The organism is Enterobacter sp. DNB-S2, assembly GCF_019443845.1.
GTDB classification, from domain to species: Bacteria; Pseudomonadota; Gammaproteobacteria; order Enterobacterales; family Enterobacteriaceae; genus Enterobacter; species Enterobacter asburiae_B.
Genome location: NZ_CP050520.1, coordinates 1,971,810 through 1,993,726 on the forward strand (window position 1 = coordinate 1,971,810; position 21,917 = coordinate 1,993,726).

Annotated in this window: 19 protein-coding genes; 6 read left to right on the top strand and 13 right to left on the bottom strand. The window is 55.7% G+C overall.

The features are described from left to right. Window positions 1-80 precede the first annotated feature (80 nt). The 3 genes from glnS to chiQ all read left to right on the top strand — a co-directional run bounded on the left by glnS (window position 81) and on the right by chiQ (window position 3,968). Window positions 81-1,748 (top strand): glutamine--tRNA ligase, encoded by a 1,668-nt coding sequence (glnS, locus tag HB664_RS09315; RefSeq protein WP_029740147.1) that lies wholly within the window; start codon window positions 81-83, stop codon window positions 1,746-1,748. Between the two features lie 448 nt (window positions 1,749-2,196). Continuing rightward, window positions 2,197-3,594, top strand: a complete 1,398-nt coding sequence (gene chiP, locus HB664_RS09320) for a chitoporin (protein WP_219940694.1) — start codon at window positions 2,197-2,199, stop codon at window positions 3,592-3,594. A 47-nt stretch (window positions 3,595-3,641) separates the two neighbouring features. Beyond that, a complete protein-coding gene (gene chiQ, locus HB664_RS09325) occupies window positions 3,642-3,968 on the top strand; it encodes a ChiQ/YbfN family lipoprotein (protein ID WP_033146507.1) in 327 nt (108 codons plus the stop codon). Window positions 3,969-4,106: 138 nt separating this feature from the next. Here the strand turns inward: chiQ and fur are convergent, their stop codons facing one another. From fur to ybfF, 4 genes are all read right to left on the bottom strand, one after another. Further along, window positions 4,107-4,553 carry a ferric iron uptake transcriptional regulator gene (gene fur / locus HB664_RS09330; protein WP_014169146.1) on the bottom strand — a complete coding sequence of 149 codons (447 nt, stop codon included), beginning with the start codon at window positions 4,551-4,553 and terminating at the stop codon, window positions 4,107-4,109. Between the two features lie 290 nt (window positions 4,554-4,843). Further along, window positions 4,844-5,374: a flavodoxin FldA gene (gene fldA / locus HB664_RS09335; protein ID WP_008501067.1), complete on the bottom strand. Its 531-nt coding sequence runs from the start codon at window positions 5,372-5,374 to the stop codon at window positions 4,844-4,846. 155 nt (window positions 5,375-5,529) lie between these two features. Next, complete coding sequence (gene ybfE / locus HB664_RS09340; protein WP_028019455.1) at window positions 5,530-5,817, bottom strand: LexA regulated protein; 288 nt, start codon at window positions 5,815-5,817, stop codon at window positions 5,530-5,532. 128 nt (window positions 5,818-5,945) lie between these two features. Beyond that, window positions 5,946-6,719: an esterase gene (gene ybfF / locus HB664_RS09345; protein WP_033144939.1), complete on the bottom strand. Its 774-nt coding sequence runs from the start codon at window positions 6,717-6,719 to the stop codon at window positions 5,946-5,948. A 183-nt stretch (window positions 6,720-6,902) separates the two neighbouring features. On the opposite strand from ybfF, the gene seqA reads away from it, so the two are divergent. Beyond that, window positions 6,903-7,451 (top strand): replication initiation negative regulator SeqA, encoded by a 549-nt coding sequence (seqA, locus tag HB664_RS09350; RefSeq protein ID WP_008501070.1) that lies wholly within the window; start codon window positions 6,903-6,905, stop codon window positions 7,449-7,451. Window positions 7,452-7,475: 24 nt separating this feature from the next. Next, window positions 7,476-9,116, top strand: coding sequence for a phosphoglucomutase (alpha-D-glucose-1,6-bisphosphate-dependent) (pgm, locus tag HB664_RS09355; RefSeq protein WP_219940695.1), 1,641 nt, complete (start codon window positions 7,476-7,478; stop codon window positions 9,114-9,116). 143 nt (window positions 9,117-9,259) lie between these two features. On the opposite strand, the gene potE is transcribed toward pgm, so the two are convergent. From potE to kdpF, 9 genes are all read right to left on the bottom strand, one after another. Further along, on the bottom strand, window positions 9,260-10,573 hold the full coding sequence (gene potE, locus HB664_RS09360) for a putrescine-ornithine antiporter (RefSeq protein ID WP_023619027.1): 1,314 nt from the start codon (window positions 10,571-10,573) through the stop codon (window positions 9,260-9,262). Beyond that, complete coding sequence (gene speF, locus HB664_RS09365; protein ID WP_219940696.1) at window positions 10,570-12,768, bottom strand: ornithine decarboxylase SpeF; 2,199 nt, start codon at window positions 12,766-12,768, stop codon at window positions 10,570-10,572. Before speF ends, potE begins: the two co-directional genes overlap by 4 nt. A gap of 254 nt (window positions 12,769-13,022) precedes the next feature. Next, window positions 13,023-13,127 (bottom strand): leader peptide SpeFL, encoded by a 105-nt coding sequence (speFL, locus tag HB664_RS09370; RefSeq protein ID WP_003858645.1) that lies wholly within the window; start codon window positions 13,125-13,127, stop codon window positions 13,023-13,025. 279 nt (window positions 13,128-13,406) lie between these two features. Then, window positions 13,407-14,084: a two-component system response regulator KdpE gene (kdpE, locus tag HB664_RS09375; protein ID WP_219940697.1), complete on the bottom strand. Its 678-nt coding sequence runs from the start codon at window positions 14,082-14,084 to the stop codon at window positions 13,407-13,409. Continuing rightward, window positions 14,081-16,768: a two-component system sensor histidine kinase KdpD gene (kdpD, locus tag HB664_RS09380; protein WP_023310777.1), complete on the bottom strand. Its 2,688-nt coding sequence runs from the start codon at window positions 16,766-16,768 to the stop codon at window positions 14,081-14,083. The genes kdpE and kdpD overlap by 4 nt, the downstream gene beginning before the upstream one ends. Further along, a complete protein-coding gene (gene kdpC, locus HB664_RS09385) occupies window positions 16,769-17,344 on the bottom strand; it encodes a potassium-transporting ATPase subunit KdpC (protein WP_023310778.1) in 576 nt (191 codons plus the stop codon). A 12-nt stretch (window positions 17,345-17,356) separates the two neighbouring features. Continuing rightward, on the bottom strand, window positions 17,357-19,405 hold the full coding sequence (gene kdpB / locus HB664_RS09390; protein WP_219940698.1) for a potassium-transporting ATPase subunit KdpB: 2,049 nt from the start codon (window positions 19,403-19,405) through the stop codon (window positions 17,357-17,359). Between the two features lie 18 nt (window positions 19,406-19,423). Beyond that, complete coding sequence (gene kdpA, locus HB664_RS09395; protein WP_182931640.1) at window positions 19,424-21,103, bottom strand: potassium-transporting ATPase subunit KdpA; 1,680 nt, start codon at window positions 21,101-21,103, stop codon at window positions 19,424-19,426. Further along, on the bottom strand, window positions 21,103-21,192 hold the full coding sequence (gene kdpF, locus HB664_RS09400) for a K(+)-transporting ATPase subunit F (RefSeq protein ID WP_014069365.1): 90 nt from the start codon (window positions 21,190-21,192) through the stop codon (window positions 21,103-21,105). The genes kdpA and kdpF overlap by 1 nt, the downstream gene beginning before the upstream one ends. A 308-nt stretch (window positions 21,193-21,500) precedes the next feature. Between kdpF and HB664_RS09405 the strand changes: the two genes are divergently transcribed. Beyond that, complete coding sequence (locus tag HB664_RS09405) at window positions 21,501-21,707, top strand: YbfA family protein (RefSeq protein WP_023310781.1); 207 nt, start codon at window positions 21,501-21,503, stop codon at window positions 21,705-21,707. Window positions 21,708-21,917: the final 210 nt, after the last annotated feature.

Sequence of the window (21,917 nt, forward strand, 5' to 3'; positions counted from 1 at the left end):
GACGTTTTAAGGGTTGTCACTACGTCCGGCTTATAAGATCATATGCCGTTATACGTTGTTTACGCTTTGAGGAATCCACGATGAGTGAGGCAGAAGCCCGCCCGAGTAACTTTATTCGTCAGATCATCGATGAAGATCTGGCTAGTGGTAAGCACACCACAGTTCATACCCGCTTCCCGCCGGAGCCGAACGGCTACCTGCATATCGGGCATGCGAAGTCCATCTGCCTGAACTTTGGCATTGCACAAGACTACCAGGGACAGTGCAACCTGCGTTTCGATGACACCAACCCAGTAAAAGAAGACATCGAATACGTTGAGTCCATCAAGAATGACGTGCAATGGCTGGGCTTCAACTGGTCTGGCGATATCTGCTACTCCTCTGACTATTTTGATCAGCTGTACGCCTACGCGGTTGAACTGATCAACAAGGGTCTGGCGTATGTTGACGAACTGTCTGCTGATGAAATCCGTGAATATCGCGGTACGCTGACCGCCCCGGGCAAAAACAGCCCGTTCCGCGATCGCAGCGTGGAAGAGAACCTTGCGCTGTTTGAAAAAATGCGTGCCGGTGGCTTCGAAGAAGGCAAAGCGTGCCTGCGTGCCAAAATCGACATGGCGTCTCCGTTCATCGTGATGCGCGATCCGGTGCTGTACCGCATTAAGTTTGCGGAACACCATCAGACCGGCAACAAGTGGTGCATCTACCCGATGTACGACTTTACCCACTGCATCAGCGATGCGCTGGAAGGCATTACGCACTCCCTGTGTACGCTGGAGTTCCAGGACAACCGTCGTCTGTACGACTGGGTTCTGGACAACATCACCATTCCTGTACATCCGCGCCAGTACGAGTTCTCTCGTCTGAATCTGGAATACACCGTGATGTCCAAGCGTAAGCTGAACCTGCTGGTGACCGACAAGCACGTTGAAGGCTGGGATGACCCACGTATGCCAACCATCTCGGGTCTGCGCCGTCGTGGTTACACTGCCGCCTCTATTCGTGAGTTCTGCAAACGCATCGGCGTGACCAAGCAGGACAACACCATCGAGATGGCCTCCCTTGAATCCTGCATTCGCGAAGATCTCAACGAAAACGCCCCGCGCGCGATGGCCGTTATCGACCCGGTGAAACTGGTTATCGAAAACTATCCGCAGGGTGAAAGCGAGCTGGTCTCCATGCCTAACCATCCGAACAAACCGGAAATGGGTAGCCGTGACGTGCCGTTCAGCGGTGACATCTGGATTGACCGCGCTGACTTCCGCGAAGAAGCCAACAAGCAGTACAAGCGTCTGGTGCTGGGTAAAGAAGTGCGTCTGCGTAATGCCTACGTCATCAAAGCCGAGCGCGTAGAGAAAGATGCGGAAGGGAATATCACCACCATCTTCTGTTCTTATGACGCTGAAACGCTGAGCAAAGATCCGGCGGATGGCCGCAAGGTGAAAGGCGTGATTCACTGGGTGAGCGCTTCCCACGCGCTGCCGGTAGAAATCCGTCTGTACGATCGTCTGTTCAGCGTGCCTAACCCAGGTGCAGCGGAAGACTTCCTGGCGACCATCAACCCGGAATCCCTGGTGATCAAGCAGGGTTATGCGGAGCCTTCTCTGAAAGCCGCTGAAGCGGGCAAAGCGTTCCAGTTCGAACGTGAAGGTTACTTCTGCCTGGACAGCCGTTACAGCACGGCGGAAAAACCGGTATTCAACCGTACCGTAGGCCTGCGTGATACCTGGACGAAGATCGGCGAATAATATTGCTGCTCTGGTCAATGAGAGACAAACGCCGCACTATGCGGCGTTTTTTTTATTTAACGATCAGGGTATTAAGACAGGGCCTAAAAAGGCGTGATAAAAATATCAGGTCAATGAGGTGCTACTTATTTTTCAAAAAAAAAGTTTGTGTCATTGCGGAAATTAAAAAGGTTTTAAAAAAGGAAAGAATTCTCACGTCTAGCCACTGAAATACCTGATAATTCCCCGCCATTCCTCGCCTCCTCACAAATGTTACAAAGCGCTACCAATTATGTGCACTTCGTCATAATCCTGACTTTTGTCCGCTAAAAAGCATTGATAATTCGCGTCGCGAAAAATAACCTAAAGACGGTAGTTAATTCGAGGGTATTTAAAGCTACCCCTGACCATTTGGTCTTTTTTATTTACGCCGCTTCAGGCGTTTTAATTCGTCAAAGAGGAATAATCTATGCGTACGTTCAGTGGCAAACGTAGTGCGCTGGCGCTGGCTATTGCCGGTGTGACAGCAATGTCGGGTCTGGTGGTGACACCTGAAGCGAAAGCGGCGGGCTTCATCGATGATTCTACCCTCACGGGCGGTATTTATTACTGGCAGCGTGAACGTGACCGTAAAGACGTCACCGAAGACAAATACAAAACCAACCTTTCGCACTCCACCTGGAACGCCAACCTGGACTTCCAGTCAGGCTATGCCGCGGATATGTTCGGTCTGGATATTGCTGCGTTTACCGCGATTGAAATGGCGGAAAACGGCGACAGCGCCCACCCGAACGAAATTGCCTTCTCCTCCAGCAACAAAGCCTATAAAGAAGACTGGTCCGGGGATAAGAGCGGCATTAGCCTTTACAAAGCCGCTGCAAAATTTAAATACGGTCCGGTCTGGGCGCGCGGTGGTTATATTCAGCCAACTGGCCAGACTCTGTTAGCACCGCACTGGAGCTTTATGCCGGGTACCTATCAGGGTGCCGAAGCCGGGGCGAACTTTGACTACGGTGATGCGGGTGCGTTGAGCTTCTCCTATATGTGGACCAACGAGTACAAAGCACCGTGGCACATCGAGATGGACAAGTTCTACCAGAACGATAAAAAAACCAAAGTCGATTACCTGCACTCGTTGGGCGCGAAGTACGACTTCAAAAACGATCTGGTGCTGGAAGCGGCATTTGGTCAGGCACAGGGCTATGTCGATCAGTATTTTGCCAAGGCCAGCTATAAATTTGATGTCGCGGGTAGCCCGCTGAGCACCAGCTACCAATTCTACGGTACGCGCGACAAGGTCAGCAACGGTGGCGTAAACGACATTTATGACGGCACCGCGTGGCTGCAGGCGTTAACCTTCGGCTACAAGGTCGGTCAGGTTGATTTGCGTCTGGAAGGCACATGGGTGAAGGCAGAAGGGCAGCAGGGCTACTTCCTGCAGCGTATGACCCCGACCTACGCCTCCTCCAACGGTCGTCTTGATATCTGGTGGGATAATCGCTCAGACTTCAACGCCGACGGCGAGAAAGCGGTCTTCTTCGGCGCAATGTATGACCTGAAAAACTGGAACCTGCCTGGCTGGGCGGTGGGCGCTTCTTACGCTTACGCCTGGGACGCAAAACCTGCCGATATGGCCACGCCGGACGCATACTACGATCCCAACTATCGCCTGAAAGAGTCTTCCTACAGCCTTGATGCTATCTATACCCTGCAGGATGGCCGTGCGAAAGGCACGATGATCAAACTGCACTTCACCCAGTATGACAACCACTCCGATATCCCGAGCTATGCGGGCGGTTACGGCAACATCTTCCAGGATGAGCGTGACGTGAAATTCATGGTTATTGCCCCATTCACCATCTTCTGATGAACGCACCGGCGGGCTGAGTCCCGCCGGCATGGAGACTGCACATGATGAAAAAAATCGTAATCGTCGCGTTGCTGGCATCAGGGCTGGCGGCGTGTGCTCAGAATCAGGCGCCGAAAGAGGACTCCCGTCTGAAGGAGGCGTATAGCGCCTGCATAAATACTGCGGAAGGATCGCCGGAGAAAATTCAAGCCTGTCAGAGCGTGCTGAACGTGCTGAAGAAAGAGAAAGCGCATGAGCAGTTCGCGACGCAGGAGAACGTCCGCGTGATGGATTACCAGGCCTGTATTCAGGCGCGTAAAACCGGTAACGATCAGGAAGTGGCGAAGCGTTGCGATAAGATCTGGAACGAGATACGCAATAACAATAATTAAGTGCTTTACGCCCGATGGCGCTGCGCTTACCGGGCCTACAAAGGTGTTATAGCCCGTAGGCCCGGTAAGCGCAGCGCCACCGGGCTTTTTTAGGCAAAAAAAAGCCAGCCTTTCGGCTGGCTCAGAGTATGAATCTTATTATTTCGCGTCGTGCGCGTGATCGTCTTCGCGGCAGTCGCCTTCAGCGCAGTGACCGTAAAGGTACAGGCTGTGGTTCGTCAGGCGGATGCCATGACGCGCCGCGATTTCACGCTGGCGCGCTTCGATGGAATCATCGCTGAATTCAATGACCTTGCCGCAATCGAGGCAGATCAGGTGATCGTGGTGCTGCTGCTGGGTCAGTTCGAAAACGGATTTACCGCCTTCGAAATTATGACGGGTAACAATGCCCGCGTCATCAAACTGGTTCAGCACGCGATAGACGGTAGCCAGCCCAATCTCTTCACCCATGTCGATAAGACGTTTATAAAGGTCTTCCGCACTGACATGGTGATTGTCTGGACCCTGAAGCACTTCAAGGATTTTTAACCGAGGAAGCGTAACTTTCAGGCCAGCCTTCTTTAATGCGGTATTGTTGTCAGTCATGCGGAATCTGTCCTGTTGCTAAACGATTCACTTCTGTAGGAAGTGACAGAAAATGCACCCGGGATAATGCGTCTCATTATAGAACTGCCATGGCTAAATGAAAACTGCAAGTCTCAGGCAAAATATGCTTATAAAAACGTGGTATCACCAACAAACTTGCTCAATGGAAAACCACGTTTTATCAGGGAGACATTGTACAGGTCTGGGCGAAAAAGTTAAAAGATTGTAGCGATTAATTTAATCGGTTTGACCTGGAGCATGGGCGCAACCGCAGTTGCGCCGCGATAAAATCAGGCGTTCAGAATATCATCCAGGTGCAGTTCTTCGCGGATCTGCTTCACCCACTTCTCAACGCGCTCTGCGGTCAGTTCTGGCTGACGATCTTCGTCGATGGCCAGGCCTACGAAATGATCGTCATCGGCCAGGCCTTTAGACGCTTCGAAGTGGTAACCGGCGGTCGGCCAGTGGCCTACGATAACCGCGCCGTTCGGCTCAATGATATCGCGGATGGTGCCCAGTGCGTCACAGAAGTATTCGGCGTAGTCTTCCTGATCGCCACAGCCAAACAGGGCGACCAGCTTACCGTTGAAGTCCACTTCTTCCAGCGTCGGGAAGAAATCATCCCAGTCGCACTGGGCTTCACCGTAGTACCAGGTTGGGATACCCAGCAGCAGAATGTCATAGCCTTCCAGATCTTCTTTGCTGCTCTTGGCGATGTCATGCACATCAGCAACGTCTTTACCGAGCTGTTTTTGAATGTTTTTTGCGATATTTTCGGTATTGCCGGTATCACTGCCAAAGAAAATGCCGATGATTGCCATGAGTAAAATAACCTCTTGAAACTTAATAGTATGGTGGCGCAATTCGGCCACGGATAAGGGCAATAATAGCAGAACTGGCAACCCTGCGGAAACAGCTATCGCGCAGGACTGCACTCTGTGCTACATGAAAAGGGTGAGAAAGGGGATTTTCAGACTTATGCCTGGCTGCGTAACGTCTCAAGCTGGACGAGCAACATCTCTTCAATGAGCTCGCTGCGGCTGATATTTCGCGCGTCAGCCAGCTCGTTCAGCGCGTCGACGGCGTCGGCGTTAAGCTTCAGTTCGACACGCTTAAGCCCACGATTTTTATCGCGTTTAAGCTGGTTGCGTTTATTGATACGCAGCTGTTCATCGCGCGAAAGCGGATTCGTCTTGGGTCGTCCCGGGCGACGCTCATTCGCGAACAGATCTAGTGTCGTACGGTCCGTTTGTTCTTTGGCCATGATTCTGAGACTTCGGGGGAAACACGCCGCCCTGCTAATGCCCGGGCGATAAGCGCGCCATCATACATCACCAAAAACGGCACGCCAACGACTGGAAGCCCGCAGCCTTCCAGTCGCTTTCTTTTTAATCAATTTGCAGTATCAGTGAGATAGCGGCGAATGGCGCGCAGTACAGCATCCGGTTTTTCCGCATGCACCCAGTGCCCGGCACCGGCAATCACGTGGGCGCGAGCCTGCGGGAATTGGGCCAGCAGCGTGTCGCGGTACGCGTCGGTAACGTAAGGCGAGTTTCCACCGCGAATAAAGAGGGTAGGGTGTGGCCAGGCCGGGACGGTTTCCCAGCCCACGATGTTATTGTACTGCTCCCAGAGTACCGGCACGTTAAAACGCCATTGGCCGTCAACAAACGACTTCAGCAGGAACTGCACGACGCCTTCTTCATCAAGATGCTCACGCATGACGGCAGCCGCCTGTTGGCGCGTCGCGACACCCGCTTCTGTGACCGCATTGATGGCGGCAAAAATCTCGTCGTGACGGCGGACGTCATAATCCACGGGCGCGACGTCAATCACCACCAGGCCGCTAATACGGTCCGGGGCCAGTGCCGTCAGGGCCATCACCGCTTTGCCACCCATTGAATGCCCGATGAGGGTCACCTTTTGCAGGTCGTGGGCATCCAGCGTATCCAGCAGATCCTGCGCCATCGCCGCGTAGGTCATCTCGTCGGAACGCCCGGAAAGACCATGATTGCGCATATCGACCTGTAAAATATCGTGGTCGGTAACCAGATCGCGCGCCAGCACGCCCAGGTTATCCAGACTGCCAAAAAGCCCGTGAACCAGTACGATGGGAGAATTATTGTTCGGCGATTGTGCAGTTTGCGCTCGGGTATTCAATTTCATGGCAAAGTTCTTTTTTTACGTATGTCAGGTTAGGGTATCATGTTGACCATTCTGCCGCCCGGCTGCAAGGTTCCAGTTTAATCTGACTTTTGCGGCCAACCTGGTTTGACGCTATCCGCTGTTGGGATTTGACCTTATAATCCCAATGACTTGTATTCAGATAAGATATCGCACTGGATTAAGATGAAAACAATCGAAGTTGATGACGAACTCTATCAGTATATTGCCAGCCAGACGCGGCATATCGGGGAGAGCGCGTCCGACATTTTACGGCGCATGCTTAAAATTTCCGCCGCTTCACAGCCTGCTACCCCAGTCACCAAAGATGTCGTGTCTCAGCCGAGCGTTGTTGCACAAGCAAAACCTGCCGTGACGCCGGCAAAAGATAAAGTGCGCGCGATGCGCGAGCTGCTGCTCTCCGATGAATACGCGGAGCAGAAAAAGGCGGTTAACCGCTTTATGCTGGTGCTGTCTACACTTTATTCACTGGATAACAAAGCGTTTGCTGAAGCGACCGAGTCGCTTCACGGCCGTACTCGCGTCTACTTCGCGGGCGACGAGCAGACGCTGCTGCAAAATGGCAATCAAACCAAACCTAAACATGTTCCTGGCACCCCGTACTGGGTGATCACCAATACCAATACGGGCCGCAAGTGCAGCATGATTGAACACATCATGCAGTCCATGCAGTTCCCGGCGGAATTGATTGAAAAGGTTTGCGGTACAATTTAACCCTTGCATCAGAAGGACCCGGTAATGGCAAATCACAGCCGTGCAGGCCAACCTGCACAACAAAGCGATTTGATTAACGTCGCTCAGCTGACCGCGCAGTATTACGTGCTGAAACCGGTCGTGGGCAACGCAGAACACGCAGTGAAGTTTGGTACATCTGGTCACCGCGGCAGCGCGGCGCGCCACAGCTTTAACGAACCGCATATTCTGGCCATTGCTCAGGCCATTGCGGAAGAGCGCGCTAAAAACGGCGTTACCGGTCCGTGCTACGTGGGGAAAGATACCCATGCCCTGTCTGAACCGGCGTTCATCTCTGTTGTGGAAGTGCTGGCGGCAAACGGCGTCGATGTGATTGTTCAGGAGAACAATGGCTTCACCCCAACGCCTGCGGTCTCTAACGCCATCCTGGTGCACAACAAAAAAGGTGGCGCGCTGGCGGACGGTATCGTTATCACGCCATCCCACAACCCGCCGGAAGACGGTGGTATCAAATACAACCCGCCTAACGGTGGCCCGGCCGACACTAACGTCACCAAAGTGGTGGAAGATCGTGCGAACGCGCTGCTGGCTGACGGTCTGAAAGGCGTGAAGCGTATTTCTCTGGATGATGCCATGGCGTCCGGTCACGTGAAAGAGCAGGATCTGGTTCAGCCGTTCGTGGAAGGGCTGGCGGATATCGTCGATATGGCGGCCATCCAGAAAGCCGGCCTGAAGCTGGGCGTGGATCCGCTGGGCGGCTCCGGTATCGAATACTGGAAACGTATCGCCGAGCACTACAAGCTGGATCTGACCATCGTGAACGATCACGTCGATCAGACCTTCCGCTTTATGCACCTGGACAAAGACGGCGCGATCCGCATGGACTGCTCATCCGAGTGCGCGATGGCGGGCCTGCTGGCGCTGCGTGATAAATTCGATCTGGCGTTTGCTAACGACCCGGATTATGACCGTCACGGTATCGTCACCCCTGCCGGGCTGATGAACCCGAACCACTATCTGGCTGTTGCAATTAACTATCTGTTCCAGCACCGCCCGCAGTGGGGCAAAGAGGTGGCCGTCGGTAAAACGCTGGTTTCCTCCGCGATGATCGACCGCGTGGTCGAGGCGCTGGGCCGCAAGCTGGTGGAAGTGCCGGTCGGCTTCAAATGGTTCGTTGACGGTCTGCACGACGGCAGCTTCGGCTTCGGCGGTGAAGAGAGCGCGGGCGCATCTTTCCTGCGTTTCGACGGCACGCCATGGTCAACCGATAAAGACGGCATCATCATGTGCCTGCTGGCGGCGGAGATCACCGCGGTCACCGGTAAGAACCCGCAGGAACACTACAACGACCTGGCGGCACGCTTTGGTGCACCAAGCTATAACCGTATTCAGGCGAGCGCGACGTCAGCCCAGAAAGCGGCCCTGTCCAAACTCTCTCCGGAGATGGTCAGCGCAAGCACCCTGGCGGGCGATCCGATCACCGCGCGTCTGACGGCTGCACCGGGCAACGGCGCATCCATTGGTGGTCTGAAAGTGATGACTGAGAACGGCTGGTTCGCCGCGCGTCCGTCCGGTACGGAAGATGCGTATAAAATCTATTGCGAAAGCTTCCTCGGCGCTGAGCACCGTCAGCAGATTGAGAAAGAAGCGGTAGAGATTGTCAGCGAAGTGCTGAAAAACGCGTAAGTGATGTTCGGGGCGGGCTGATGCCCTCACCCCGGCCCTCTCCCACAGGGAGAGGGAGAAAACACTAAAAACGGCAACCCCTGGGTTGCCGTTTTGCTTTTACCTCGTAGGCCCGGTAAGCGCTAGCGCCACCGGGCTTTTTTTTAACTATGCTTATTCTTCAATTCAAACCGTGGTGACACCAGACCGTACAGCGTCCAGCCCATAAAGGTCACCATTGCCCCGTAGAGCATCGCTTCCTGGCCGGATGAGTAGAGCGCATAGAAGCTGTAGATTGCCCCGATCAGCGCCACGATATTGGCCGCACGCGCTTTGCGTGGATCCACCTTCGCCACCTTCTGGATGATCACCAGCGCTGCCATCGACAGAATATACGGAATGATGTTCGTCACCACCGCCAGGTTAACCAGCACGTTGAACTGGCTGTTCAGCGACGGGCTAATGGTCATCAGCGACAATCCGCTCTGGAAGATGACAATCGCCAGCATCCCCTGCACCGGCGCATCCGCTTTGGTCACGCGGGAGAAGATTTTTGGGAAGTAACCTTCATCAGCCGAGGATTTAAACACCTGTGCGATGGTGAACTGCCAGCCGAGGAGTGAACCGCAGCAGGACATCACCATCAGACCCATAATCACCTTCCCGACTTCCGGGGTGAACATCTGCGCGAAGGCCAGACCGAACGGCGCCGTGGAGTTAGCCAGATCCATATTCGGTACGATGCCTGCAATCACGTTAGTCGAGACGATATAGATCACCGCCGCGCCCAGCGTGCCGCCGAGGACCGCAATCGGCACGTTCTTTTCCGGATTATCTACCACTTCCGCGTTCGCGCAGGCGGATTCCAGACCCAGGAAGGCCCAGAGCGTCATGGCGATAGAAGAGCCGACCGCGGTAAAGAACGGCACATGGTGCGGGTTCCAGGAGTTGGCGTAGAGTGTCGGGCTGAACCAGAACCAGCCGATGATGCACAGGCCGACAACCGGGATAATCACGCCCCAGACGGTGATGCTGGAGAGCTGTCCGGTAATACGCGCGCCGCCAAAGTTAGCCACGGTACAGATCCACAGCACCCCGATGGTCGCCAGCCCAATTTGCACCGGGCTGAGCGTCGCGCCAAACAGCTCCGTACCGTAACCCACGGCGGAGATGGCAATCGCCACGTTGGCGATCAGCAGCGATACCCCGTAGGTATAGTTGGCCATAAAGTTGCCCGACTTGCCGAAGGCGTATTCGGCATAGCCGCCCATGCCGCCTGACTTACGGCTGAACATTCCGCACTTGGCAAACGCCCACGCCAGCGCCATTGAACCGACTGCCGTCACCAGCCAGGAGATGATAGAGATGGTGCCCACCTCTGCCAGTTTGGTGGGCAGCATGATAATCCCGGAGCCCATCATGTTCACCATGGTGAGGATGGTCAGCTGCACCACGCCCATCTTGTTGGACTTACTCATAATTTCTCTCCTTTCAGCAGCGCGGGCTGAGCGGCGGGTTGTTTGATGACGTTACAGCGAACCTGCTTGCGACCCTCACACTCCTCGACGTACACACCCTGCAGCTCCGGCGCGAAGCCCGGCAGCAGATTGATGCCTTCTTCCAGCGCGGCAAAGTAGCGCAGCACGGAACCGCCCCAGACTTCCCCTGGGACAACGCACAGCACCCCTGGCGGATAAGGGAGCGCGCCTTCGGCGGCGATGCGGCCTTCCGCGTCGCGCAGGGAGACCAGTTCAACTTCACCGCGCAGATAGGCGTAGTTCGCGTCCTGCGGGTTCATCATCACGCGTGGGAAGTGAGACTTGCGGAACATCTCTTTCTGCAGCTGTTTCACGTTGTGGCGGGCGTACAGGTCATGCATTTCCTGGCAGATCTGGCGCAGGGTGTAATCCGCGTAACGTTCCGGATGCTGTTTGTAGAGAGATGGCAGGACGTCTTTCAGCGGAACATCGCTCTCGAGCAGTTTTTCGAAGCGCACCAGCTGCGCCACCAGCTGCTGCAGTTTTCCCATATCTTCCGCAGGCGTGAGCAGGAACAGGATCGAGTTGAGATCGCATTTTTCCGGCACGATGCCGTTTTCACGCAGGAAGTTGGCGAGGATAGTGGCGGGCACGCCGAAGTCGTCATACTCCCCGGTGCGGGCGTTAATACCCGGCGTGGTCAGCAGGAGCTTGCACGGGTCGATAAAATACTGATGCTCAGCGTAGCCTTCAAAAGCGTGCCAGTTTTCACCCGGTACGAAGTGGAAGAAGCGCAGATCGGTCGCAATTTCCGCCGTGTCCCAGCTTTCCCACGGACGGCCATCCACCGTTTCCGGCACGAAGGGGCGCAGATACCGGCAGTTCTCCAGGATCAGCTTGCGCGCTTCGATACCGTTCACCACGCAGTCCATCCACATGTTGCGGCCGCTCTGGCCTTCGTGCATACGGGCGTTGATGTCCAGCGCAGCGAACAGCGGATAAAACGGGCTGGTGGAGGCGTGCATCATAAAGGCATTGTTCAGCCGCTTGTGCGGGACATAGCGCTGTTGCCCTTTGATGTGGCTGTCTTTCTTATGGATTTGCGAGGTCTGCGAGAAGCCAGCCTGCTGTTTATGCACGGACTGGGTGACCAGGATCCCCGGATCGTTTTCGTTCAGCTCCAGCAGCAGCGGAGAACAGTCGGCCATCATCGGAATAAACTGCTCGTAACCCACCCAGGCCGAATCAAACAGGATGTAATCACACAGGTGTCCAATCTTATCCACCACCTGACGAGCGTTATAGATGGTGCCATCGTAGGTACCCAGCTGGATCACCGCCAGACGGAACGGACGCGCATCGCGTGCACGGCCAGGCGCCACCTCTGCCACCAGCTCGCGCAGATAACTTTCTTCAAAACAGAGGGCGTCAATGCCGCCAATAAAGCCGTACGGGTTGCGCGCGGTTTCCAGATAGACCGGCGTTGCGCCAGCCTGGAGGAGGGCTCCGTGATGGTTGGATTTGTGGTTGTTACGGTCGAACAGCACCAGGTCGCCCGGGGTGAGCAGGGCGTTAAGCACCACTTTGTTGGATGACGAGGTGCCATTCAGCACGAAGTAGGTCTTATCAGCATTAAAGACTTTTGCAGCATGCTGCTGGGCGATGCACGGTGCGCCTTCGTGGATCAGCAGATCGCCCATCGCCACGTCGGCGTTACACAGGTCGGAGCGGAAAAGCGTCTCACCAAAGAAGTCGACAAACTGATTACCGGCAGGATGGCGGCGGAAGAACTGGCCACCCTGATGCCCCGGGCAGTCAAACGCGCTGTTGCCCTGCTTCACATAGTCGACAAGGGCGCGGAAAAACGGCGGGCGCAGCTGGGTTTCATACTTCAGCGCTGCCGCTTCCAGCTGGCGTCCATAAAAGTCGTTGCTGGTGTCTGAATACTCAAATACGCCGTGAATGCGCGATAAATAGTCTGCCGGGATGAACTCTTCTTTGTGCGTCGCGACAAAAACAGGAATGCCAAAACCGGTGGCTTCTATTTCGTCCAGGATACCGCTGGCAATATCCGTGACCGCCAGAACAATGGCGGCAACATCAATATAATCAGAGGCGCGGACATCTACCAGTTCACGCTGGGTAGTAAAGCAATCCGGACATGCACGGCTGGCTGCGATTTTTAAACTTTTCATCTTTCTCTCTTTATTTTAGGTAATAAGCGTCCCTCGATTTCTTGCAAGAAAGAAATCGATAATTTACCGGAAAAAAAGCAAAGGGTGGCCGCTGATTAAAATCAGTGAATTGCTTTTTTGATGATTGAAATTCAGTCCGCCCGGTGCGGATGAGTCTGAATTAAAATGAATGAGCGCACGAGTTCACAGGCAATGGCCTGTAAAATAAGGTATTTCAGGATAACCTGTAAGCGAGTGCGCCAGAAGTCGAAGGACTACCGGGCATTAAAGAGATGAAAGTCAAAGCAGTTTCGGTGGGCAAACATCATGATATGTGTTGTCCGCCTTATATGGGGCATTAAGCGATTGTTGTTTTCCATGTTTCATTTTCCTTTCAGTAATTGAAAGCATGGTCATTTTATCCAGGGAAAGACGATTAACCGTGAGGTAGATCACTGTTAACCGATCAAATCAGAAATAAATATTCGTTTTAGATGAATATCGCAGATCAAAATTCTGATTTGTTGATGATGCGTTAACAGGTTGTGTTGTCAATGTTTTAAATGAGCGAAAATAGCCCGTAAAAATAATTTATGGGTTATTTGTGAAATATTGTCTGAGGGATTTCGTTTTTATTTAAAAATAAAATGAATGGTTATTCAAAGCATAAACCGATAACCGATACCGGTTTCAGTTAATAAATGGCGGGGGCGAGCGGGGTCAACTTCGAGTTTCTGACGAAGGTGTCCCATATATATGCGTAAATAATGACTATGTTCCACCGCGTTGGGCCCCCACACCTGACTTAACAGCTGGCGTTGGGTGAGTACCTTGCCGTGGTTGTTGAGCAGTACGGCGAGCAGGCGAAATTCTATTGGCGTCAGATGGATTTCTTCTTCACCGCGCACAATACGCCGCGCGGCCAGGTCAACCCGGATATCCCCAAACGTGTAGGTTGGGTCAGCTGGCGTGGTTGCGCTGTGGCGACGCAGCGCCACGCGAAGGCGAGCCTGAAGCTCGCCGATACCAAAAGGTTTAATCAGATAGTCATCCGCCCCGGCATCCAGCGCCGCGATTTTATCCGTCTCTTCCGTACGCGCGGAGAGCACGAGGATCGGCATCTGGTTCCACTGACGCACTTCCCGGATAAAATCGATGCCGTCGCCGTCCGGCAAACCAAGATCGAGGATCACCAGGTCCGGCTTGCGGGTGGCGGCTTCAATTAAACCCCGTTGAAGCGTGCCCGCATCATGAACGCGCAGACCATCCCCTTCCAGCGCAGCGCGCAGAAAACGGCTAATGGCGATCTCATCTTCAACAATCAGAACGTTGATCACAAATCCTCTGGTAATTCATTAAGTTCTGGCGGGGTTTCCAGAGGAAGTGTAACACAAAACCGCGCGCCGCCTTCGGGGCGATTCTCTGCGGAGATGGACCCGCCATGGACGTCAATGATCGCCTGGCAAATCGCCAGCCCCAGCCCCACGCCCGGAATGGCAGACTCCTTATTGCCGCGCGCGAATTTTTCGAAAATAGCCAACTCCTGCCCGGCTGGAATGCCGGGTCCGGTATCCCAGACGTCAAGATGAAGCGTGCCGTCGTCCACCGTTGCATCTACGCCAATTTGCGCGCTGGCGCCCGCATATTTGCCGGCATTTTCCAGCAGGTTGATCAGCACCCGTTCAAACAGCGGACCATCAACGTGAATTAAGGTCAGGGGCTCGGGCATGTTCAGCGCAATATGCCGCCCGCCCAGGCCGGGTTCGAGCATTTTCAGGGCGCTGCCCACTACCTCTTCAAGCGTGAGCCACTCTTTTTTGAGGTTAAAACCGCCTGACTGGATACGCGCCATATCGAGCAGGTTATTCACCAGACGCGTGGTATTCAGCACATGCTGGCGGATCTCGCTGGCCTGAAGGGCGTGTTTAGAGCCTTCGGCCGCCAGGTCCAGCGTCAGGATTTCTGACTGACCAAACAGGACGGTGAGCGGGGTTCGCAGATCGTGAGAGAGCGCCGCCAGCAGCGAGTTACGAATGCTTTCACGCTCGCTCGCCAGCCTGGCCTGCTCTTCGCTGGCGGTGAGGGCCAGCCGCTCCAGCGCGCTGGCAACCAGCAGCGTAAAGGTCTCCAGCAGCCGCTGCTGTTCGGGGATCATCAGCTGGCGCAGGTTTGAGGGCTCAACAATTACCAGCCCCTGATTTTTATCGGCGCTGCGCAGCGGCAGAATTTGGTAGGGCACGCCGGGCAGGGTGTCGGTCCCTGCGCCCGCAGGTAACCCTTTATCAAAGCTCCAGCGCGCGATGGCTTCGTCCCAGGGCGTCATGCCTGAGGCCGACGTCAGCGGGCGCAGCTTGCCGTGTTCGTCAGGGAGTAAAATCAGGTTGCTGGCATGAAACGTCGAGCGAATGAACTGCTCGCTGGTCTGCACGATATCCAGCGGCGTGCGGCCCACCGCCAGCGATTTCGACATCTCATAGAGATGGCGCGTGCGCTGTTCGCGATAGCGGGCAATACGCGCCTGGTAGCGCACGCCCGCCGTCAGATTCCCGATTACCAGCCCGACGGTGAGCATCACCGCGAAGGTGAGAATGTACTGCACATCCGATACGGCGAGCGTCCCGCGGGGGGCAATAAAGAACAGATCGAAGCTGATGACGTTAATCACCGTCGCCAGTACCGACGGCCAGCGCCCGTAAAAGAGCGCCACCACCACTACGCCAAGCAGGTAGATCATCACCAGGTTGGCGGCATCAAATGCGATCAGCCACTGGCTGGCAATCACGGTAATCAGGGCGCAGAGCACGACGGCGACAAGACAGCCGCGCAGCTGAATGCGCCATTTATCGCTGAAGGCACGGCTGTCCGGCGCGCGGCTGGGTAACGGCGTCGGCTTATCATCCAGCGCCACGATCACCAGGTCCAGATCCGGTGCGCGGCGGGCCAGCTTGTCGGCAAATGATTCGCGGCTAAACCAGCGGCGATGCTGGCGACGGCCAATCACGATTTTCCCGAGATTGTGCTCACGGGCGTAGCGCAGGATGGCTTTATCTTCCTGAGGGTCGGAAAGGGTGGCGGTTTCGGCACCCAGCTCCTGCGCCAGGCGAAGCGAACTCAATATCGCGCGGCGCTGGTTCTCGGGGAGCGCGTGCAGCTGCGGCGTTTCGACATACACCGCATGCCAGACGCTGCCAAATTTGGCCGCCAGGCGCGCGGCGGTGCGGACAAGCTTTTCATTGCCGCTGCCGTGGCCTACGCACAGCAGGATGGCATCTCGCGTATGCCAGACGCGCTCCTGGCCCTGCAGGTCGCGCCAGGCGCGCATCTGATCGTCGACGCGATCGGCAGTACGACGCAGGGCCAGCTCGCGCAGGGCAATCAGGTTACCTTTACGGAAGAAATGTTCGATGGCGCGCTCGGCCTGGCCGGCAATATAAACCTTGCCTTCGTGCAGGCGCTGGCGCAAATCGTCAGGGGGCAGGTCAACCAGCACCACTTCATCGGCGGAATCAAAGAAGGGGTCGGGCACCGTCTCGCGCACCTGAATGCCGGTCACGCCGCTGACCACGTCGTTCAGGCTTTCGAGATGCTGAACGTTAACCGTCGTGAATACATCGATGCCGGCTTCGAGCAGCTCTTCTACATCCTGCCAGCGCTTTGGGTGGCGTGAGCCTGGCGCATTGCTGTGCGCCAGTTCGTCCATCAGGATAAGGGCGGGACGGCGGGCGAGGGCGGCATCGAGATCGAATTCGGTGACTAGCCGACCGCGGTGGCTGATGCGGCGGGGCGGCTGGGTGGCCAGCCCCTTCAGCAGCGATGCGGTCTCTTTGCGTCCGTGGGTTTCTACCACGCCTATCAATATATCGAGCCCCTGCGCCCGAAGCCGCTGGGCTTCCGTCAGCATGGCGAAGGTTTTCCCGACGCCTGCGCAGGCGCCAAAGAAAATTTTCAGTTTGCCGCGATGGGCTTCGGCCGTCTGTTCAAGCAGCCTGTCCGGATCCGGGCGCATGGGCTCGTCGGTCATTTAGTTTTTCCTTAGCGCGTCCAGCGCCAGATTCAGCTCAACAATATTCACCACGGGCATGCCGATAAAGCTGACCAGCGGCTTTTGCGTGTGCTCTGCAACCAGCTGGCTAACCTGTTCGACGGTCAGCTGACGGGCGGCGGCGACGCGCGGGATTTGCCATGCCGCGGCTGCCGGCGTCAGGCTGTAGTCCAGCCCGCTGGCCGAGGCGGTCACCAGCTCTACGGGCACCTCACGGCTGGCCTGCGGATTAGCGGCGCGCAGGGCTGCCACGCGCTCAGCAACGGCTTTGTCCAGCTCGGGGTTGCTGCCCGCCAGGTTACTGCCGCCGGATGCCATCGGATTATACGGGCTTTCGGCAGTGGCGGAAGGGCGTCCCTGGAAGTAACGGGCATCCGTAAAGTTCTGACCAATCAGGCGCGAACCGCGGTTTTCACCGTTTTGCATAATCAGCGAGCCGTTGGCCCGATCCTTAAACCACCACTGTCCCAGCGCGGTGGTCACCAGCGGGTACAGCCCGCCGGTAATGAGAGACAGCAGAATAAACAGAAGTATAGCGGGGCGTAACATCGTCATTTGATTCACCTTTTAAACCAGGCCGAACAGCGTCAACAGCAGGTCGATAACCTTGATACCGATGAAGGGCACCACCAGCCCGCCCAGGCCGTAAATCCACAGGTTGCGGCGCAGCATGGCGGCGGCCGTGAGCGGCTTATAGCTCACGCCTTTCAGCGCCAGCGGGATCAGGAAGACAATAATCAGGGCGTTAAAGATCACTGCGCTCAGAATGGCCGATGCCGGAGAGTGCAGGTGCATCACGTTCAACGCGTTTAATTGCGGGTAGGTCGCAGCAAACGCCGCCGGAATGATGGCGAAATATTTCGCCACGTCGTTGGCGATACTGAACGTAGTCAGCGACCCGCGCGTCATCAGCATCTGCTTGCCGATGTGCACCACTTCAATCAGCTTGGTCGGGTTAGAGTCGAGGTCGACCATGTTTCCCGCCTCTTTTGCCGCCTGGGTACCGGAGTTCATCGCCACCGCCACGTCGGCCTGCGCCAGGGCAGGGGCATCGTTGGTACCGTCGCCCGTCATCGCCACCAGACGGCCTTCCGCCTGATACTGACGAATCAGCGCCAGTTTTGCTTCCGGTGTGGCTTCAGAAAGAAAATCATCCACGCCCGCTTCGGCGGCAATCGCCGCGGCGGTAAGACGGTTATCCCCGGTGATCATCACCGTTTTGATCCCCATTTTACGCAGCTGGGCAAAGCGCTCCTTGATGCCGCCTTTGACGATATCCTTCAGGGCAATTACCCCCAGCACGTGTGCCCCTTCGGCCACCACCAGCGGCGTCGCCCCCTGACGGGCCACGCTTTCGACCAGGCTGTCCACTTCCGGCGGGAAGTGGCCGTTGTTGGCCTCAATGTGGCGACGGATGGCGTCAACAGAGCCTTTACGGATCATGCGATCCTGAATGTTAATGCCGCTCATGCGGGTTTGCGCCGTGAAGGGCACGAAAGTAGCGTGAAGGCTCTGAACGTCGCGCTGGCGCAGGTTAAAGCGCTGCTTGGCGAGGATCACGATACTGCGGCCTTCCGGGGTTTCATCTGCAAGCGAAGAGAGCTGCGCGGCATCCGCCAGCGTTTTTTCATCCACGCCCGGGGCGGGCAGGAAATCTGACGCCTGGCGGTTACCGAGGGTAATGGTCCCGGTTTTATCCAGCAGTAAGACGTCCACGTCACCGGCGGCTTCAACCGCACGCCCGCTGGTGGCGATGACGTTGGCACCGAGCATACGGCTCATGCCGGCTACGCCGATGGCTGACAGCAGGCCACCAATGGTGGTGGGGATCAGGCAGACCAGCAGCGCCACCAGCACCGTGATGGTGACCGCGGTGCCGCCATAGGCGGAGAACGGCCACAGGGTCGCGGTTGCCAGCAGGAAGACGATGGTCAGGGCCACCAGCAGGATGGTCAGGGCGATCTCGTTCGGTGTTTTACGGCGCTGGGCGCCTTCCACCATGGCGATCATCCGGTCGAGGAAGGTTCCCCCCGGGTTAACGCTACACTGGATCACCAGCCAGTCGGAGAGAATGCGCGTCCCGCCCGTCACGGAGGCGAAATCGCCGCCGGACTCACGGATAACCGGCGCGGACTCCCCGGTAATGGCGCTTTCATCCACCGAGGCACCCCCTTCGATGACTTCACCGTCGCAAGGGATAATGTCACCGGCTTCCACCAGCACCACATCGCCTTTGCGCAGTTCATCCGCCGGAACGTGGTCCATCTGCGCGCCATATTTCGGTTCACGCAGCTTGCGCGCGAAGGCGGTTTTCTTCACCCCTTTCAGGCTGTTGGCCTGGGCTTTACTCCGGCCTTCCGCCAGCGCTTCCGCAAAGTTGGCGAACAGCACGGTAAACCACAGCCACAGGCTGATGGCGCCGGTAAACGTTGCATTTCCCGGCATGTGGCCCGTTCCCATGGCAATCGCCAGGGCGGTGGTCAGGACGCTTCCCGCCCAGACAATAAACATCACCGGGTTGTGCCACTGCACGCGCGGACTCAGCTTTTTCACCGCATCCATGAGCGCTTGGCGAACTAATGACGGTTCGAACAGGGCCAGTTGTTTACGACTCATGACAATTTCTCCGCAAAATCAGCGTAAAGAGAGGTATTCCGCGACCGGGCCTAACGCGAGGGCGGGGATAAAGGTCAGGGCGCCGACCAGTAACACGGTACCCGTCAGCAGGCCGATAAACAGCGCGCCGTGGGTTGGTAATGTCCCGGTGGTGGTCGGCTGGATTTTTTTATTCACCAGCGATCCGGCAATCGCCAACACCGGCACAATGATCCCAAAGCGACCCACAAACATGCAGAACGCTAGCAGGCAGTTCCAGAACGGTGAGTTGGCGCTTAAGCCCGCAAACGCGCTGCCGTTGTTGTTGGCGGCAGAGGAGACGGCATACAGCACTTCGCTAAAACCGTGAATGCCGGGGTTAAAGATGCCGCTGCGTCCGGTCTCGGTCATCAGCGCCAGCGCGGTGCCGAGCAGCACAAGCGCAGGGGTGACCAGAATCGCCAGCGCGGTTAATTTCATCTCGCGGACGTCGATTTTTTTACCGAGGTATTCCGGAGTGCGGCCAATCATCAAACCGGCAATAAACACCGCCAGCAGCACGAACAGCAGCATGCCGTAAAGACCCGAACCCACGCCGCCAAAGACGACTTCGCCAATCTGCATCAGCCACATCGGGATCATGCCACCCAGCGCCGTAAAAGAATCATGCATGGCGTTAACTGCCCCGCACGAGGCCGCCGTGGTGACTACCGCATACAGGCTGCTGGCGAGAATGCCAAAGCGGCTCTCTTTACCTTCCATGTTGATATTGCTGTTGGCCCCTAGCTGCATGAAATGGCTGTTGCCGTTCCATTCAGCCCACATCACCAGCGCCACGCAGACCACAAAGATCAGCGACATCGTCCAGAGCAGGGTGCGGCCCTGACGGCGATCGTTAACCACGTCACCAAAGGCGAAGCAGAGCGCGGCGGGGATCAGGAAAATCGCCAGCATCTGCACAAAATTGGTCAATGCGGTAGGGTTTTCAAACGGATGCGACGAGTTGGCGTTGAAGAAGCCACCCCCGTTCGTCCCGAGCATTTTGATGGCTTCCTGTGACGCTACTGGCCCCATCGGCAGGAGCTGTTTTGCACCTTCCAGCGAGGTATAGGGCGCGTAAGGCATCAGGTTTTGCAGGGTGCCCTGCTGGATGAAGAACAGCGCGATCAGCAGCGCAATTGGCAGCAGGATCCACAGCGTAATTCGGGTTAAATCCACCCACGCGTTACCCAGGGTATTGATTTTCTGACGCGCAAACGCACGCGTCAGCGCGAAGATCACCGCGATACCGCTGGCGGCCGAGAGGAAGTTTTGCACGGTTAACCCGACCATCTGGCTGAAATAGCTCAGCGTGGTTTCACCGGCGTAGGACTGCCAGTTGGTGTTAGTGACAAAGCTCACCGCCGTGTTCAGCGCAAGATGCCAGGACAGGCCCGGTAACTGTTGCGGATTCAGCGGCAGGATGCCCTGCAGCATCAGCATGGCAAAAAGCGCAATGAGCCCAACGATATTCAGCAGCAGAATGGCGATCAGATACTGACGCCAGTTCATCTCCCGATCGTCTATTCCCAGCACGCGCCAGATCCCTTTTTCAACGCTTCCCGTGCCGGGCAAAGGAACGTTGTTGATCAATCGTGCCAGTCCCGATCCCAGTGGCCTTGCCAGAATGAACAGTACCACTAAGAAGCTGGCAATAAGCAGAAACGCCTGAGCAGCCATCAGAAGGCCTCCGCATTTATCAGGGCATAGACCAGATAACCCAATAACAGGAACACCAGCACGATGCCGGCAATAAGACCTGCACTCACAATCCACCTCCAGGTGACTTTCGTTGTTGTACTAACGGTAGGATTTCCGGCGCAAAGATTTCGCAAAAATGGGGAGGGCGGGTGTAAAAAAAGTATAAAAATGGCAAAACCCACAATTTAACTATTGATAAGTAAACTGTTAACTTTTTTGTAACTTAATTACGGCGTGAATGTAAATATTCACTAAATGGGCAAAAATAAGTGGTCGGATGAGTAGTAAAATTACAAACAAAGCGATATTATTTTAGCCAGGTCACAGATTTTGAATTTTCCGGATGACGTTTCCGGCCAACTATAGGGGAGAAAATATGGATCTTTATAAAGAGTATCCGGCTCATATCGTGTTTTTGCGCCGCGCTTTCGCCGTAGTGGCTGGCGTGCTGGCTCTGCCGGTGATGCTGTTCTGGAAAGATCGTGCACGTTTTTACAGCTATCTGCATCGCGTCTGGGCGAAAACCAGCGAGAAGCCGGTGTGGATGGATCAGGCCGAGAAAGCGACCTGCGATTTCTACTGATACGAAGACTACACATAGCAATAAAAAAACCGCCAACAGCAATGTGGCGGTTTTTTTGTCCCTCCGGATTCGCGGTCCGTTGGGTGGCTTCAGGCCTTCGTCAGAGGTTACAGACATATATTTAGCCCTCTTTCTTGCCGGGTGACGCTGCGCTTACCCGGCCTACACAGTGCAAAGATATCAAGTATTGCATGTTTCATTGTAGGCCCG

What these genes read in the sequence shown, in the direction of transcription:
- glnS (WP_029740147.1), top strand. Translation starts at nt 81, where the DNA reads ATGAGTGAGGCAGAAGCCCGCCCGAGTAACTTTATTCGTCAGATCATC.
- chiP (WP_219940694.1), top strand. Translation starts at nt 2,197, where the DNA reads ATGCGTACGTTCAGTGGCAAACGTAGTGCGCTGGCGCTGGCTATTGCC.
- chiQ (WP_033146507.1), top strand. Translation starts at nt 3,642, where the DNA reads ATGAAAAAAATCGTAATCGTCGCGTTGCTGGCATCAGGGCTGGCGGCG.
- fur (WP_014169146.1), bottom strand. Translation starts at nt 4,553, where the DNA reads ATGACTGACAACAATACCGCATTAAAGAAGGCTGGCCTGAAAGTTACG.
- fldA (WP_008501067.1), bottom strand. Translation starts at nt 5,374, where the DNA reads ATGGCAATCATCGGCATTTTCTTTGGCAGTGATACCGGCAATACCGAA.
- ybfE (WP_028019455.1), bottom strand. Translation starts at nt 5,817, where the DNA reads ATGGCCAAAGAACAAACGGACCGTACGACACTAGATCTGTTCGCGAAT.
- ybfF (WP_033144939.1), bottom strand. Translation starts at nt 6,719, where the DNA reads ATGAAATTGAATACCCGAGCGCAAACTGCACAATCGCCGAACAATAAT.
- seqA (WP_008501070.1), top strand. Translation starts at nt 6,903, where the DNA reads ATGAAAACAATCGAAGTTGATGACGAACTCTATCAGTATATTGCCAGC.
- pgm (WP_219940695.1), top strand. Translation starts at nt 7,476, where the DNA reads ATGGCAAATCACAGCCGTGCAGGCCAACCTGCACAACAAAGCGATTTG.
- potE (WP_023619027.1), bottom strand. Translation starts at nt 10,573, where the DNA reads ATGAGTAAGTCCAACAAGATGGGCGTGGTGCAGCTGACCATCCTCACC.
- speF (WP_219940696.1), bottom strand. Translation starts at nt 12,768, where the DNA reads ATGAAAAGTTTAAAAATCGCAGCCAGCCGTGCATGTCCGGATTGCTTT.
- speFL (WP_003858645.1), bottom strand. Translation starts at nt 13,127, where the DNA reads ATGGAAAACAACAATCGCTTAATGCCCCATATAAGGCGGACAACACAT.
- kdpD (WP_023310777.1), bottom strand. Translation starts at nt 16,768, where the DNA reads ATGACCGACGAGCCCATGCGCCCGGATCCGGACAGGCTGCTTGAACAG.
- kdpC (WP_023310778.1), bottom strand. Translation starts at nt 17,344, where the DNA reads ATGACGATGTTACGCCCCGCTATACTTCTGTTTATTCTGCTGTCTCTC.
- kdpB (WP_219940698.1), bottom strand. Translation starts at nt 19,405, where the DNA reads ATGAGTCGTAAACAACTGGCCCTGTTCGAACCGTCATTAGTTCGCCAA.
- kdpA (WP_182931640.1), bottom strand. Translation starts at nt 21,103, where the DNA reads ATGGCTGCTCAGGCGTTTCTGCTTATTGCCAGCTTCTTAGTGGTACTG.
- HB664_RS09405 (WP_023310781.1), top strand. Translation starts at nt 21,501, where the DNA reads ATGGATCTTTATAAAGAGTATCCGGCTCATATCGTGTTTTTGCGCCGC.